At 67.3% G+C, this 15,275-nt stretch carries 11 protein-coding genes and 1 pseudogene; 7 read left to right on the top strand and 5 right to left on the bottom strand.

Annotated features, from left to right (window positions below; all coding sequences use genetic code 11):
* Positions 1–115: 115 nt before the first annotated feature.
* The 3 genes from S1361_RS38340 to S1361_RS38330 are packed head-to-tail and all read left to right on the top strand — an operon-like array spanning position 116 to position 4,322.
* A complete protein-coding gene (locus tag S1361_RS38340) occupies positions 116–874 on the top strand; it encodes a TnsA-like heteromeric transposase endonuclease subunit (RefSeq protein WP_208029880.1) in 759 nt (252 codons plus the stop codon).
* Positions 871–3,243 (top strand): DDE-type integrase/transposase/recombinase, encoded by a 2,373-nt coding sequence (locus tag S1361_RS38335; RefSeq protein ID WP_208029881.1) that lies wholly within the window; start codon positions 871–873, stop codon positions 3,241–3,243. Before S1361_RS38340 ends, S1361_RS38335 begins: the two co-directional genes overlap by 4 nt.
* Positions 3,240–4,322, top strand: a complete 1,083-nt coding sequence (locus S1361_RS38330) for an AAA family ATPase (protein ID WP_208029882.1) — start codon at positions 3,240–3,242, stop codon at positions 4,320–4,322. Before S1361_RS38335 ends, S1361_RS38330 begins: the two co-directional genes overlap by 4 nt.
* 120 nt (positions 4,323–4,442) lie before the next feature.
* Here the strand turns inward: S1361_RS38330 and S1361_RS38325 are convergent, their stop codons facing one another.
* Positions 4,443–5,468 carry a hypothetical protein gene (locus tag S1361_RS38325; RefSeq protein ID WP_208029883.1) on the bottom strand — a complete coding sequence of 342 codons (1,026 nt, stop codon included), beginning with the start codon at positions 5,466–5,468 and terminating at the stop codon, positions 4,443–4,445.
* A 53-nt stretch (positions 5,469–5,521) separates the two neighbouring features.
* On the opposite strand from S1361_RS38325, the gene S1361_RS38320 reads away from it, so the two are divergent.
* Together S1361_RS38320 and S1361_RS38315 are read left to right on the top strand one after the other, a co-directional pair.
* A complete protein-coding gene (locus S1361_RS38320) occupies positions 5,522–5,686 on the top strand; it encodes a hypothetical protein (RefSeq protein WP_208029884.1) in 165 nt (54 codons plus the stop codon).
* A 15-nt stretch (positions 5,687–5,701) separates the two neighbouring features.
* A pseudogene (locus S1361_RS38315) lies at positions 5,702–6,377 on the top strand (transposase); the annotation flags it as partial.
* A 9-nt stretch (positions 6,378–6,386) separates the two neighbouring features.
* Here the strand turns inward: S1361_RS38315 and S1361_RS38310 are convergent.
* The 4 genes from S1361_RS38310 to S1361_RS38295 form a co-directional block, all read right to left on the bottom strand.
* Positions 6,387–7,394: a hypothetical protein gene (locus tag S1361_RS38310; protein ID WP_243768994.1), complete on the bottom strand. Its 1,008-nt coding sequence runs from the start codon at positions 7,392–7,394 to the stop codon at positions 6,387–6,389.
* The gene (locus tag S1361_RS38305) at positions 7,391–7,960 is read right to left on the bottom strand and encodes a hypothetical protein (protein ID WP_208029885.1); all 570 of its coding nucleotides are present in this window, start codon (positions 7,958–7,960) and stop codon (positions 7,391–7,393) included. The genes S1361_RS38310 and S1361_RS38305 overlap by 4 nt, the downstream gene beginning before the upstream one ends.
* Before the next feature lie 119 nt (positions 7,961–8,079).
* Entirely contained in the window at positions 8,080–8,859 is a 780-nt protein-coding gene (locus tag S1361_RS38300; RefSeq protein ID WP_208029886.1) for a hypothetical protein, read from the bottom strand.
* 241 nt (positions 8,860–9,100) lie between these two features.
* Positions 9,101–13,441, bottom strand: a complete 4,341-nt coding sequence (locus S1361_RS38295; protein ID WP_208029887.1) for a hypothetical protein — start codon at positions 13,439–13,441, stop codon at positions 9,101–9,103.
* A 360-nt stretch (positions 13,442–13,801) separates the two neighbouring features.
* On the opposite strand from S1361_RS38295, the gene S1361_RS38290 reads away from it, so the two are divergent.
* The gene (locus S1361_RS38290; RefSeq protein ID WP_243768997.1) at positions 13,802–14,776 is read left to right on the top strand and encodes a hypothetical protein; all 975 of its coding nucleotides are present in this window, start codon (positions 13,802–13,804) and stop codon (positions 14,774–14,776) included.
* Positions 14,777–15,124: 348 nt separating this feature from the next.
* Positions 15,125–15,274, top strand: coding sequence for a hypothetical protein (locus tag S1361_RS38285; protein ID WP_208036964.1), 150 nt, complete (start codon positions 15,125–15,127; stop codon positions 15,272–15,274).
* Position 15,275: the final 1 nt, after the last annotated feature.

Below are 15,275 nucleotides of genomic sequence, written 5' to 3'. Positions count from 1 at the left end.
GCGGCCGACGGCTTTGAGGATGACGGCATTTAACCCTTTGCCTTCCCCCCTGCACTACAGTCAACCCGCCCTGCAGTTACTGAAGTTGCAGGGGCCAGACGGATGCGGGAGCACGATGGCTGAGGCGTTGACGGTGGTCCACCGCCTTGAGGACGGCAGCAGGAGCATCACCGTCCCCGTCGCCCGGGCTAGCTCGGTCGCGCTCTCTCGCACTGGCGAGGTCTGGCGTCCGGCGCATCATCCTGCTCAGCGCAGCATCGCCACCTGGTGGTGGGCCGCCACGACCGGCAGGCACGTGGGCTGCCGGTCCATGAACGTGCTGGCCGTGGCCATGCTCTTGGATTTCACTCCCGCGGTGACGGAGTTCACCGCCTGGTCCGCGAAGATCAAGTGGCGTGAGCGGGGCCGTGAACGCAGCCTCGTGCCGGACTTCTTCGCACGCACGGACCAGGGAACGACCCTGGTGATCGCCTGCCCGCCGGCAAGCGGTCCCAGTCCCCGGTGGCAGGGGCAGCAGCAGGTGCTGCGCCAGGCGTGCCGGGAGGCGGGCTGGGAGCTGGGGATGCCGCGGGTCCCGGCTCCGATGGCTCTGGCGAACCTGCGGTGGGTGTCGCGCTACCGGCATCCGCGGTACGGCGACCGGGAGGTCGAGCAGGCGCTGATGTCTGCCTTCCGGGCTCCTCGCCCGCTGGAGGAGGGGATCAGGGCCACGGGTCTGCCGCGGCTGTCGACGCTGCCGCGGCTGTACCACCTGCTGTGGCGGCAGAGGTTGACGTTGGAGTGGAACCGAGCGATGGGGCCGGACAGCGTGATCGGCGTGTCGGGCCGTGTGCCGCCGGCGATGCGTCGCCCCGTAGAGACGGAGGCCGTGTGACCGGGATGCTCACGCCGCGGCCACAGCCCGCCGGGGTCGCGCCGCGGGGCATCGTGGCGCCGGGTGACCGGGTGCGGTGGATGGGCGACCGGTACACGGTGACGGCCCTGTCGGGCACGACGGTGCACCTGGCGCCCGCACCAGGCAGCACGGCACCGCCGGTCGCGTTGGTGATCCAGCTCCTGGCTGCGGCAGCGGACTTCGCCGTACTCGACCAGACGGGCGCGCCCACGTCGGACGGACCGTTGCCGACCTGGTCGATGCTGGAGGGCATCAGTGCTGACAGCGCCCGGGACGCGAGGATCTGGCGTCGTCACGTCATCGAGGTCGAGACCGGTCTGCTGCCGGACATGCCCGAAGGCAGCACGCCCCGCGAAGGCTACGACCCGGCCCGGTTCACTCTGATCGAGCGATACCAGCGCAAGGCCGCAGAGCTGAGCGCAGTGCTGGACTGGTCGGTGTCCTGGAAGACGGTCCAGCGCAAACGGCTGGCCTTCCTCAAGGAGGACATCTGGGGGCTGGTCGACAAGAGGTCCACGCGGAAGAGCACGCTGCACGGGCGTACGGATCCGCGGGTGGTGGACCTGCTGCTGGCCCTGCACGAACGCCAGGCCCGGGAGCAGGCCGCCACGGACGCACGCACCCTGTTCAAAAGCCTGCGGCGCGCCGCGAGTGCCGCACCCGGCCCCCGGATGAAGGTGCCGGCCGATCCCACCCTGTACGCGCTGCTCAAGCGGCTGGGCATCGACGCGATGCAGCTGCGGGACCCCACCCGGCGCCGCAAGGACCGGCTCAACCGACCCGCACCGCCGTTCGGGGTGACCACCGCCACGGCCCCCGGCGAACTGGTCCAGGTCGACTCCACAGCCCTGGACGTGAAAGTACTCGGGGACGACGGCCGGCCCACCCAGGTGGAGCTGACAGCAGCCATCGATGTCTTCACGCGCAGCATCATCGCCGCTGTGCTGCGACCCAAGACCGCAGGCCGGCGCCGGACCCGGCAGCAGACCCGGGCGCTGCTCAGCACAAACACCACCGCGGGCCGTGCCACCAAAGCCGTGGACGCCTCTCTCCTGCTGGCCCTCTGCATGATGCCCGCGCCGATGCGGCCGGGCTTCGATCCGGCGGCCTCCGCAGCCCGCTCCGACCTGCCCTATGAGGAACTGCTTGAAGTCGACGCGCGGATGGAACACGCCGCGGCCCGTCCGGTGATCATGCCGGAGACCATCGTGATCGACCACGGCACGGTCTTCGCCGGTCAGACCTTCTTCGACGCCTGCTCCTTCCTCGGGATCACCGTCCGCCCGGCCCGCAGGCGCACCCCGACGGACAAGGCGATCGTCGAGCGGACCTTCGAGTCGATCAAGTCGGGCTTCAGCCAGCACATCAACTCCTACACCGGGCGGGACTTCAGCCGCCGAGGTAAGGAGACCCCTCTGGAGCGGCTGTGGACGCTGCAGGAACTGGACGACCTGCTGCAAGAGTGGATCGCGGTTGGCTGGCAGACGCGGCCGCACGACGAGCTGCGCAGCCCCTACGAGCCGAACCTGCCGCCGCTGACACCGAATCAGATGTACGCCGCAGGCGTGCAGGCGGCGGGCTATATTCCGATCCCCCTGGGCTTCAACGACTACCTGGAGCTGCTGCCCACCGCCTGGGTCGGGGTGCGCGACGACGGTATCCGCTTCAAGAACCGCACCTACGACAACTACAAGGGAGAGCTCGGCGAGGGGATCCGCAATGCACCGTCGGGGCTGAAAGGCAAGAAACGCGACGGATGGGAGCTGCGCTACAACCCCAACACCCCGGAGCAGGTGTGGCTGCGTGACCACCGCTCCGGCGAGTGGATCACAGCGGTCTTCAAGTACCAGCACCTGATCGGCGCCCCGTGGACCCAGCATCTGTGGGACACGGCCACCGCGGAACACATGGCACGCGGCGGCCGGCACACCGACGACGAGAACATCGCCCAGGTCCTGGCCGAGTTGCTGGAGCGGGCCGGACAGGGCCCGGACGAACCCGGCACGGTGCACGTGCCCGACGGGTACGGGCCGGTGCCCGGCTACGGGACCGTGCCTGCACCGGCCGACGGCGCGAGGGAATTCGACCCCTTTGCCGGGGCGGACGCGCTCGACCTGTCGGCGCTGGGCCCGCTGACCGTGCTGGAAGTGGACCAGCCGAGCCTGTACGCCCCGCCCCCGCTCACGGGCGGGCCGGACCCTAGGTCGGCCCCTTCCGGCGGCACAGACGCCGAAGCGCGCCCGCCCCTCGCGGGCCTGGGTGACCTCGATGACAGCCTCGACAGCACCGCGCGTCTCTTGCTGGACCTGCCCGCCGAGACCGACCCTCCTCAGGAGACGACCCGATGACACCGCCGGTACAGGCCCTGAGCGACGACATCCCCGCCCTCGTCCCGGACGACGACATCCGCCTGCTCGTCGACTCCCCCGCCCCCACGCCGGTGTTTGCCGCACCCCGCCCGTTGTGGCTAGACACGCTGAGCAACTGGCGTACCTTCGCCGCATTGGACCGCACCCGCCCGGACCTGGCCGACAGTCCGCCGCCCGACGCGAAGGTCAGCGACAACGACCTGCGGCTGCGCTATCACGCCCTGATGCCGACCGTGGTCACCCCCGCCATCGGGCGCGCGCTGGTCGTCGTCCACCAGCACCTGCTGTCCAACCGGGAACGCACCCACGGCAAACCCGGCGTCATCATCGAAGGCCCCCGCGGCACCGGCAAGACCGAAATCCTGCAGTACATCGGCCGCTACTACGAAAACAAGATCGCCCGGCTGTACGAGCCGGACGAGAACCGGGTACCGGTGATCGCACTCCGGGTCCCTCCCCTGACTCGCGGCGGCCGACGGAACTGGGCCACCTCCTTCGCCTCCTTCCTCGGCCTCAAACACGACGGCGGAACCGACCCCACCCGCTCGGTCTGCCATGTAATGCGCAACAGCTCCACCCTGCTGGTCCTCGTCGACGGTATCGAGCAACTGCGGGCCGGCGCGGATGCCGAGGAGTCGCTCGCCTACCTGGAAGAAATCAGTGAGAAGACCGGCGCCACCTTCGTCTTCGCCGGCCGTGCCGCCCGCTCCATCGTCGATCCCCTGACCCGTGACCGCGAGACCGCCCTGGCCGACCACGAGGAGATCTGGGGCGACTACGCCAGCCTACGGACCAGCCGAATCGGCTACGACGACGAAGGCCGCAAGCTGTTCGCGAAAATCGTCCGCGAATTCGACAAACGCCTGTGCCTGCACCACCATCAGCCGGACGACCTGACCAACCTCCACGAATACCTACACCGACGCAGCAAAGGCTACATGCGGGCCCTGTCCCAGCTCGTCAGCCAAGGCGCGCAGAAGGCGATCTGGGAGAAAAAGGAACGCATCACGCAGGACCTGCTGGAGACCCTGGCCATCGGCCGCAGCAACATCATCTGACACCCCGCCAGGAATTCTGCAGGGAGCGAATGTGCGCCGGACGCTGGTCCTCTTGCAAAGAGGCCGTCCGCCGGATCCTGCAGTAGGCAGGCCGATCATCTGGAGGCGCCCAGGTGTTCCTCAGCGCATGTTCGCTGCCTCGTCGATTACCCAGACCGCCTTGCGAACCTTCTGTTCAAGATCCTCGAACGCGTCCTCAAGAGCCGCGAGCTCTGCGAACAGCGCGTGCTTGTCCTCCATGCCCTCCATCGCAGTGGCCCTCTCGATCCAGGACCGGACATCCTTCATGGTGAGCGGATACTTCCGGCTCCGGAGCGCCTGCTTGTCGAAGATCGCCTCCAGATCGTCGTCCTCGATCTGCATACTCCGAATGCCGTCGCCCGGGATCGCGCCGCCGGAGGTGTTCTCCTCAATGTAGGCAAGTCCCGACTCAAGGTCATCAAGACGTCCGAGAAGATGGTCAACCAGCGCGGTCCTCACCGCCCTTAGGTCCAGGCCCACTTCCTCTCGCAGCTGCTTCGCGACCCGCTGGGGAAGTTCGAAGGGGTTCTGGCGGTCGGAAGAAGTGCCGTCCTGGAAGCGTGCCAGCTCGGGGCCGGGTGAGTCGTCCCCTATCAGCATGCCCAGTTCGTAGTGATCGAGGACGGTACATGCGGCGTCGAAGTAGATCAAGACGGCGGGACGAATGACTTCGACTCGGTGCTGGTCACGGTGGTAGGTCTCATTCCGGTAGTCGTGCAACTTCTTCAGCACCGGCGCGAGGTCTTCGGGGAGCTTCTTCTTCCCGACCAGGAAGTCGATCCTCTTGCCGAACTCGGTGGTCTTCTTCCGCTGCGTCGTCGAGGTCACGATCTTCTCGAGCCTTTGGATATCCGCGCGGAGCTCGTCGTCGCTCGGCCCTGATGCACCGAACTTGCGGTTCAAAGGCTTGTCGCTCTTGCGCATCGCTTCTAGCCGGCGGAGCTGCTGGAGCCGGTCGAAGTCGAAACGCTCGGCGTCGAAGACGGCCTCGGCCATGCGGTGCATGATCAGTTCAACGGCGCTGTCCAGCAGAATATGGGCCAGCCGCAGCTGCGGGACCCGTCCGACCTCGATGAGGCGCTTAACCTCTTCAAATTGCACGATGACCAGTTCGAGGCGCTTCATCGCCGTGTGCCTTCCGTGTTCTGCTCAGCTCCGAGCCGGGACCCTTCACGGTAGTGAGCGGGCCGTGCGGCAAGCACCTGAGTTTCCGCGGCACCGCGCCGACCACGGAGACGGCGACCGCGACCGAAACGCGGCCGCAGAAGAACGTCGCCAAACTCAAGAAGCGGGTCGCCGGCCTGACGGCGGAGAACACCGCCTTGAAGGACCAGGTCACCTAGCTCGCACTCCCGCTCATTGCCACCCGTGGGGGTGACCGCCGCTGCAAGCTCCCGCCTCACCAGCGTGCTCTCGTCGGTTGGGTCTACCTTCGCAGGCACGACGCGCTCGCGCAGATCGCCGCCGGCTTCGGTATATCCGTCGACACTGCCCACGCCTACGTCACCGCCGTCGTCGGCATCTATCCCGCCGGGCGCCCGAGCTGCTGCGGGTCCTGCGGGAAACGGATCCCGTTCACGTCCTGCTCGACGGAACGCTCGCCGAGTGACCAGGCCGGTGACAGCCGGGCCGACTTCTCCCAGAAGCACCGGCGCCACGGCGTGAACGTGCAGGTCGTTGCCGACCTGCGGGCAAGCAGCTGTGGATCTTGCCCGCACTGCCCGGCCGCACGACTTGACCGCGGCCCGCACCTACCGCATCACCCGAATCTGCGAACGCCAGGGCGTACCCGTCCTCGCCGACCGCGCCTACATCGGGGCCAGCTCCTGGGTAACCACGCCGATCAGACGGCTCCCGCACCAGGACCTCACCGCGACCCACCGGACGATCAACCGGGCCCTGTCAGCGGCAAGAGCGCCGGTCGAACGCAGCGTCGCGAGACTGAAGGCCTGGCGCGTCTTCCGCAGAGCCCGCTGCAGCCCTCACCGCATGACAGTCATCGCCGCTGCCGTCCGCACCCTGGAGCGTCAACGCTGGAAACGTTCAGTCAAATCCACTGCAGGGGTGGAGGCACCGGTAGCAGCAGATGTCTCTGCCGGACGGGTCCTCTCCCAGGCACTGCAGGAGGGCATCGCGACTCATCTCGACCTTGAGGAAGCGGGCTAGGGGGTCTCTGGGCCGGGAGACCAGACTCACTTCGTGGATGTGCAGCTCGGACATAACGGGCCGCGGAAAGGCGGAAACGGTCTCACCGTCGGTGTGTGGACAGCTGATCTGGCCACACGCGTTGCATGTTCCGTGAGCATCATGCCGCACGGTGGCCTCGTACTGGGTGTCGAGCAGATGCTGACAGGTTTCGATGTCCTGTGCGCAGAGGGAACAGTTTCGGGTAGAGGTGAAGCCGGCAGACATGCCCCATCTGCTGTGCATGAGCGTGAGCCGGCATACATCCCAGTAGGTGTCGTCGGAGTACTCGATGTTGCAGCCGAACAGTCCGCCTACGAGGGCTGCGACGTGGTGAACGTGTCGGTGGGCGAGTTCGGAAAGCTCGCTGTCCTCGAGGAAGTTGTAGGCGTCGACAGCACGGGCCAGCGAGGTGCGTGCCGCCGCTTCCAGGTCGTGCCACGGGTAGGTGGGCTGGCGCGTGTCATGCGGTAGGTGCAGAGAACGCACCATCGCCGTGTACTGGTAGTGGCTCCACCGGTCGGAGGTGGGTGGACCGGCAGACCAGGAAGACGGCAGGGTACGTACTTCGATGTTGGCTCGCAGTTGGCGTCGGGCCCGCGACCACACGTGGATAAGGAAGTCCCGTTGTGCGTTCATCATCCACAGTCCGCGGCGGTGGAGTTCCTCTGTCGTCGACGCCCAGGACGGAAGGTGGGCCAGCGACAGGCCCCAGGTGAGAGAGATGCTGCGACAGAACTGTCCGTACAGGCGCATGGATTCCCGCAGGGCCGCCACGCCATCCTTGTGCATCATGGCCTGGCGCACAGGGCCCGATGCCGGGGGCAGAGGGACCCCGGTGCGGATGACGAGGCCGGAGACTCTCATCCGGTGGTGTCCTCCGGAGCGACATCGTTCGGGTCTGCCGGGGGAAGCTCGGCACGGGCCGGGTCGGACACGGCCGCTTGGATGAGGGTCTCGATGTCTGCCAGCCGGCTGGTGATCTCTAGACCGCGGATGGCCGTCTCGTTCTCGGTCCGGACGATCTCAGCGATCTTGACCGTCACACGCGCCTCGTCGACCTCCTCATCAGGGCAACTGGGCCCCAATGAGGAGCGCGCCCGCTGCCAGGCAGTCAGAACGATGCTCTTAACCAGATCGGTGGTGAGGGTGGTGACCACAGCGAGGCCGATGGTGGCCACCACCTCGGTGGCCCCGTACTCACTGAGATAGCGGCGGTCTTCTCGCGCGCATGCGAAGTCGATGTCCACGCCAAGGTGTCGCAGTGTTTTGATCAATCCGGCAACATCGTCCCGGTAGAGGGCCATACCGTCGATGCTTGAGTCGGGGAGCAGAAACACGCGGTCGCCCGTTGGGGCAGTCAGCACCGTCGCGGGCAGGTGTGCCGCTGAGATGTCCCAGCGTGTCAAAGCACCGGTGATCTCTTCGGCCATCAGCAGGAGCCCTCTCGTGACTAAGTGTCGTGCGCGTGCAGAAGCCTATAGCGGGGCGGGGCTACTGCTGCCTTCATGCTGGCATCGCATCCTGCCGCTACCGTTTGTGTCTCAGCTCATCACCGTGGAATCTCGCCCTCGATGATGGCCGTGATCTTGTCGCTGAAGAGCTGAACCCAGTTGTCCTGTTCAGGCCCGTACAGCGGGTGACGCACGTGGGGGACACCATGGCGGCAGAGGTCTCGCAGATCGACCGCTGTGACGTCGTCGCCGTACTGGAGCCACTCGTCCACGGTTGCCCATCCAAGGTCATCGAAGACGGACTCGCCCAGGCGCTCTTCGTACCCGCGGTCGCTGGGTATCAAGGCCCACGCCAGGGGCCGGAAGTAGACCTCGGAGAACACGTTGTAGTGCAGCCTGCGCCCCAGCACCCGGTAGTTGTTGAACATGCTGGCCAGGCGTGTCCACCTCAGGGGATACAGGGCCATGCGCAGCGAGGCCCCGTCGGGCAGCGCGATGTGATCGCGCCGCTCGCGAAGGTCGACAGCGAGACCCGGGAACATCACCCGTAACTGAGGAGTGGTGGCGAACATCCCGATCAGGATCGACCGGGCGACCCGGCCTGGGGCGACCCGCACGGGCGGCGCTGGGTCAGCCTGCGGAAGGTGCAGGAGCGTGCGCGCGCGCTGGTAGGTGTCCAGTGCCTTGGCGAAGTCGCCATAAGCGCTGTCGTAGTTCAATCCGGCGAGACTGTTGCAGTCGCCACAAAGGCCGCGCATCCACATGCCGCCCGCAGCGAGCCGACCGAGGCTGCGTGCGTTGTTGTGGACCCGCACGGTTGCGCTGGTCACCCTGCCCCGGTTGCCGGCCACTTGAGGCGGCACATGCGCCTTCGTCATCTCCCTTACCTCGCCGCAGAGACCGCACGGGCGAAGGCCCGGTGTGCGCAGATCAACCCCCAGGGTGCCGGGAGGTCGCTTGTCAGACATCCAAAAGAGCGTAATGGGCCCTCACGTCCGGTCGCTGGCCTTTATGAACGCCCGAGCGGGACTGGGCCGGCGCGCTGCGCGTGCACAGTCCTGATGCCTGCGCACCGGCCGCGGCCCTTCCCTGCCAGGGCCTCCTGCTGATGCGAACGGCTTAAGAGGCGCATGGCCGGAGGCTCCCCTTGCAGGGAGCGTGCCTTCTGGACAGGAAGACGATTGTCAGTCTGATCGGACGGTGAGCGCTGGCCGGATCTGCGGCGCCTCCAGGGTAGTGATCGTTCACGGTCCGGGCTGCAGGCAGGCCCAGGCGCCTACGCTGGCTCATTCGCCGTTTTGCGCCAGTCGCTGTCTTCACCAGGCAGTCGGCAGTCCAGTACATGCGCAGCGGCCAACAGCACTCGTTACTGGTCAGTTGGCGTATCTGTTCGTGTTGCTCGCGGCGGACGTCGTCGATGTCGTGGTTGGTCGCGGGGCAGCTGCGTTTCTTGGTGTTCCAGCGGGTGCAGTGGAAATAGCCGACGAGGAGCAGACCGGCGGTGTCGGGTTCGCTGAGGTAGGCGCGCAGTTGGGTGCGGGCGGTCGTGGGCAGTTCAGGGTTCCAGCATCCTTTGGCTTCGATGATGACTCTGAGGGTGTGCTGGCCGGTGTCGGCGAGCGCGGGGGCTTCGATCTGTATGTCGGTGCGCAGGCCGGGCAGGCCGTCGCGTCGTACCTGGACTTCCCGGTTGACGACGACGCGGTGGCCGCCGATGTCGCGGCGGAGGAAGGAGGCGACGGCGTCGCTGAGGTCGTCTTCCCAGCAGGGCCAGCACTGGGTGGCGGAGGTGAAGCGGTGCTGGTTGCGGTTCCAGAGGGTGACGGCCGTTCCGTTGTAGCCCTGCAGGTCTTCCTCCAGGACGGCCAGGGATTCACGGACCAGGTCGAGAAGTTGGCGTGCGTCGCGGACGAGACGTGTTTGGTGGTCGGTGGCGAGCCGGATCAGCTGTTCTGGTTTGAGGGGCCGGACGCTGTGGTCTGCTGCTGTGCGGGCGGTGTCGCGGGCGAGCATGCGCAGTTGCCACACCTGCGGATATGCCTGAGCGAGCCGGTGCAGGGCGGCTGCCGCCCGGTGGGTACCGCAGGAGGCAAGGCTGAGCGGCAGGTGGCGCAGCAGGTCGACGAGGCGGTCTTCTTCCTGGATGAAGCCGCTGCGCAAGGGCCGTTGCAGGCGTTCGACGCCGACGTTCTCCAGCAGGAGGGTGTAGAGGTCGGCAAGAGCGTCTTCGTCAAGGTGGTCGAAGGGCGAGCTGTCGGGCCCGGTCGTCAGGCCAGCCAGGAGGTCGCCGTACTCCTTGAGGACCGCGGGATCGCCCAGGCCGCGGCGCAGGGCTGGCCAGTGGTCAGGAAGGACGTTGTGGCGTAGCAGCGTGCGGGCGGCGAACAGCCATCGTTGCCGTGGTGGCGAGCCGGGCTCGTACACGCCCGGGTCGGTGCCCAGGGCGTGTATCAGGTGGCCGAGGGCGTCCGGGTCGTTGGCTGCGTCAAGTTCGTCCATGACGGTCCACCACTGCTCGGGGCTGCGGTCGCGGTGCAGAGCCCAGGTGTGCAGGAGGGGTCTGAGACCCAGGGAGGGGTCTTGTCCCAGGGCGCGGGCCAGGTCGCGGAGGAGCTGGTCTGAGGTGTGGTTGAGGGCGTCCAGCAGCAGCGGGGGCATCTGGTTTCCGGCGCGCGGAACGCACAGCCGAAGCCAGGTCTGCTGGATGTCGCGTTCGTCGGCCCCGTAGACGGTGGTGCAGGCGAGGGCGATGGCCCAGCCAGCCCAGTGCGCGGGGTCGGCGTGCAGCGCTTGCGGGTTGTCGACGAGGGCGAAGGCGGTGAGTTCGGCAGTCGGCGAGCGGGTGGTTGTGCCTAGCCGGAAGTGGGCAGCGGTCAGCGGGGGGAGTTCGGTCAGGAGGTGCATGGCCGCATCGTCAAGGCGCCTGGCAGTGCCGGTGGCGGCGGCAGGGCGTGAAGGCGCCTGGGCGGCGAGGGTGAGGAGGCCCGTCATTTGCCGCGCTGAGGGTGAGCCGTCGGGTGTGCGCCGCAGGCAGCGCAGCAGCTGGTTCCATGCGGTCAGGACGCTGGGGCCGCGGGCGGCTAGGACCTCGTCGAGGGCCGTGTCCATGGCAGCCGGGTCGAAGCGGCTTTGCTGCCGTTGTGCTTCGACGTGTGCAGTGCGTTCTTGCTGGTTGTGCCGGTAGGTGTCCCAGAACGTGGTGACGGCGGCGAGTGTGGGGTGGGCGCGACGCGCGACGTCGGCACGTGCCGTGCTCTTGGGGTCTTCAGGAGGTTCGAACCGGACAGCCTGCCGCGCGCGGTCCGGGCTGATAGCAGTCAGCTCGTCCCAGTGCTCCATCCAGTACAGCAGGTCCGTGGAGGGCAGGAACGCCCCGCCGGGGATGGCTGACAGCAGAAGATAGAAGGGGTCGTCATCGCCGTGCTGGAGGAGATGGCGGGCGAGAAGGCGGCGAGTATGGGGACAGCCGTCCAGTGCCTGGGCCAGTTCCTCAAGGGCGGTTTGCAGGGCTGAACTGTGCAGGAGGTCCTCGTGTCCGGCCAGGCCGAGCAGCCCTTCCCCGATGAGGGGCACCAGGTTGAGGGCGGGGGTGTCCTCGTTGAGAGTGACCGCGCGGGTCAGTACGGCCAAGGCCAGGCTGGGGCTGGCGTCCTGGGTGGCTCCCGCCTTCAGGGCGTGCCCGGCCCATCCGGCTGCTTCAACGATGATGGATGTGTCGAGTTGTGCCGAAGCCTCGCGGCGCAGGAAGAAGGCTGCTCCCACGTAGGCGGGGTCCGGGTCGCGAATGCGATCGAGGTAGTCGGTCACGGTCAGGTGGCCGGGGTAGAGGTGGCGCAGTGCCGCCGCAATCACCTCGGGCGAGGCGTCCTGGGACAGGCCTGCGATCCGGGTGAGAGCGTCCGGGGTGGGCTCGGTAACACCGGCCAGGGCCGCGGTGCGCACGCCCGTGCCGTGGCGGGCGTCTTCGGCCACTGCCAGCAAGTCGTCGGCCAGCTCGGGACACGGGCAGGCCCGGGCGATACTCAAAGCCGCATACAGCAGATGGTCCGCGCCACCTTCCTGCAAGCGGGGACGCAACTGGTCAGCCAAGCCGGTGTGGTTGAGGCGGTGCAGCAGGCTGTGGTCAAGGCTTACCGTGTCATCCCGTTCCAGCAGGGCAAACAGCGCGTCGACCGTGCGCTCCCGTGCGGTGTCGGCAAGAGTGGGCAGGTCAGCCAGGAGCAGGACGAGGGGGTCGTCGCGCAGCATGTCGGCGAAGAGCGTGGCGTCGCTGGTGGCGCGCCAGGCGGCGACTTCCTGGTGGGCGGGGATGATGTGGCGGGCCTCGCCATCGCCGATCCACAGCAGCTGGCGCTGCGGGTGCGGCGGCAGGTTACGCATGCGCAGGAAGTGCGCAGCAAGGAATTCGCGGTAGCTGTCGTGGGCGAATACCCAGCGCAGGTCGCCGGTCGGGACCAGCAGGCTTGACTCGGTCACCTGGCGCAGGTTCCACAAGGTGCACGGGACGCGGCCGCCCAGGTGCCCGGGTTCGTCGGAGTCGTCGAGGCGTGACAGCCGCAGGTCTGCCGACGTGGCCGAGTCGTCGGTGACGGGGGCATCAGTCACGGCGGTGAACGGGCCGAACTGCATCGTGGCGGCCAGCCGGGCCGCGACGGCCAGCAGGTGTTCAGGGGATGCCTGAGCCTGCAGCTGCCGCGGGTCGGTCGAGCGACGCTCTTCAGCGCACAGGCGCAGACACGCCCCGAGGTAGGCGTCGTGCACCGTTGCCGGCAGGCGAGCGTCGTCGGCATAGCTGTCAAGGAGCTGCAGCAGGGTGACCGGATGGGTGGCCAGCGCGATCAGACCCTTCTGCTGGATCGACCCGAGGAGAGCGTCGGTGTCCGCCACACCGACCGCCTTGGCCGCGACGGCTACGTCGTCCCGGCCAAGTGGGGCCAGACCCATGATCTTTATCTGGTCGGGTTGCCAGCGTGTGCGCAGGGCCTCTTCGAGTCGCCCGGGCCAGCGTGCGCTGCGACAGGTGATCCGCAAGCGAAGCCTCTCGCGGTCCCGGTCGGACACATCTTCGAGCGCCTCCTCTAGGAGCTGGTCCAGCTGAGGAAGGTCGTTGAGGCCTTCGTCCAGGCCGTCGAGGAGAACGTGCCACTCCCCCGAACCCGCGGGAGGTGTCAAAGCTGCCTGCAGGCGCCTCTGCGCCAGCCGGGTCGTGGTGCACTGTTTCAGCTCCAGCCAGGCGGCATGCAGACCGTCGGCCAGCAGAGCATCGTGTTCCTGGCGGAGAGCGTACGTCTTGCCCATGCCGCGTTCGCCGCGCAGGACGATGACCGCCGTGGCCCGCTCCTGGGCCAGCAGCACACCGGCCTCGGCGCCGCTGGGCGCCCATCCATAGCGGCCCTGAGCGGGCGGCTCGTCCAACACGAACACCCGCCGTTGCCAGGGAAACTGATGCTGTCGCGTCAACGTGCTCTCCTGACGGGTGGGGCCAACTGGCTGGTGCCAGCCTAGAACTCAGATGGCTGGCCGAACCCGGTTCTGGAATGCGGCCTCGCGGGCTCCGGCGGCAGAGGACAACGCCCGAGGGACGTCTTCTGTCACCGTGCGCAGGGCCGGCCGTGGGACATTTCCCGGAACTCGGCCCCTTGGGCCCCTGCCGACACAGTGAGGTGGTTAGGCGAGCACGTTCCCGGTGGCGGCGGTGAGGTCCTCGCTGCGGCGCCGCTTAGGTGATACCACGCTGCCCACGCTGTGTGATGGCGCCCATCACCGTTTCGTCCACGCGGCGCTGGTGGTCCGCCTGCCAGGCAGTGAGAGGCTGCTGCCATGCCTATGCAGCCTTTCGCAGCCGACTGGGATCGCGGCGCCATACATCAGGCCGAGCAGTGGAATTGGCTCGCGGTCGAAATAACCGAGATTCGGCGATGCGCCGAGGCCGGCGATCAGGCCCACGACCGCCTCGCCCTCATCCTCCTCGACCACCTGGTTGAGGTGGTCATCGGCCGCGAGGTCAACGCCCGGCTGGCCCTCCAGGTCGCTGACAGCGTCATCGAGGAGATGCGCCGGTTCCGTGACAGCGGTGGACAGCTCACCGAGGAGCTGAGCCGGCTTGTCGACGAGCACGTGGGACCGGATCGCCGCAAGGCTATGGACGACCACCTGCACGAAAGAACCAAGTTCCTGAAGCAGAAGGGCGTGCTGACAGCCTCGGAGCGTGAAGTTCTTGACCGGCTGCACCAGTACCGCAATGCGGCATACCACCGGGACACGCTGGAACCGGATCTGATCTCAGATCTTGTACTCGCCTACAGGGTTCTGGCCGACGAACTTGTCGGCCGGCACCGACCGATCGCCTGGCCCCTAGCATCCTCGGACCCCACTCCTGTCGTGACGCCGCAGCAGCTTCGGAGTCAACTCACCGAAGGGGTCGATGTCGATGTCAAAGCGATGGCTCACCGGTTTCACGGTCACGCGGTGAAGCGGGTGCAGGCCGTCATCGCGGCCGTGGCCACCGCGCAGCAATTGCTGGGTGTCAACAGCTCCGGAGAACCGGATCCCTCCCTCCCCGATGACGACATGGCCCGCATGCTGACCGGACTCAACGACGTTTCCAAGCACCTGCCGTCCTGGGCGAAACAGGCAGAGGGATTGAAGTCCAAGACGTCGTCACTCACCGGGCTGATGATTCCGTTTATCAACCTGGACCGAGCCCTGAACCGTATCGAACCGTCCGTCAGGCGCCTCGAAATGATCTTGGACGACTGGGAGCAGCAACGGATCGATGAACTCCGCGGCAAGTAATTGCGCCCCGATCAGACCAGCGCGCAGGGCCGTCATCTCGGTGCGAACAATCCGGCTGGCCCCTCCCCCCGTAGTTACCGCGCCGAGTTCCGAAGGCCGCCCGGGCACCGGCGCCACCGTTTTGACGCACCTCCTGCGATCACAGCCAAACATTCTTACGTCATGCTCGACGCCGAATGACTGTCGGCTGGGCGTGCTAGAACGTGGACGGCCGGCACGGCCGCCCCGGACGCCACACTGGCCCCAGCGCACAGGCATTGCCTCAAGGAGTCGGCACTGGAAGCACGTGCAGCGCAGCAGGATGAAAACACGGTCGCCCAGTTCACGGCCCGCTACCCTCAGCCCGCCATGACCCCTGTAGAGTTCGAAGAGTTCGCAGTGGAGCTGCTGCGCTCGGTACAACCCGCAGGCCCAGACTTCACGGTGCCGTCGCACGAGTCGGTGCGGGGCATGGATGGCGACTACGATCCACCGCGCCCTACCAAAGCGACGCTGTGAC

The sequence above is a fragment of the Streptomyces cyanogenus genome, assembly GCF_017526105.1.
GTDB lineage: Bacteria > Actinomycetota > Actinomycetes > Streptomycetales > Streptomycetaceae > Streptomyces > Streptomyces cyanogenus.
Note: the sequence above shows the minus strand (reverse complement) of the source record. Positions and strands in the feature narration are given on the sequence as shown.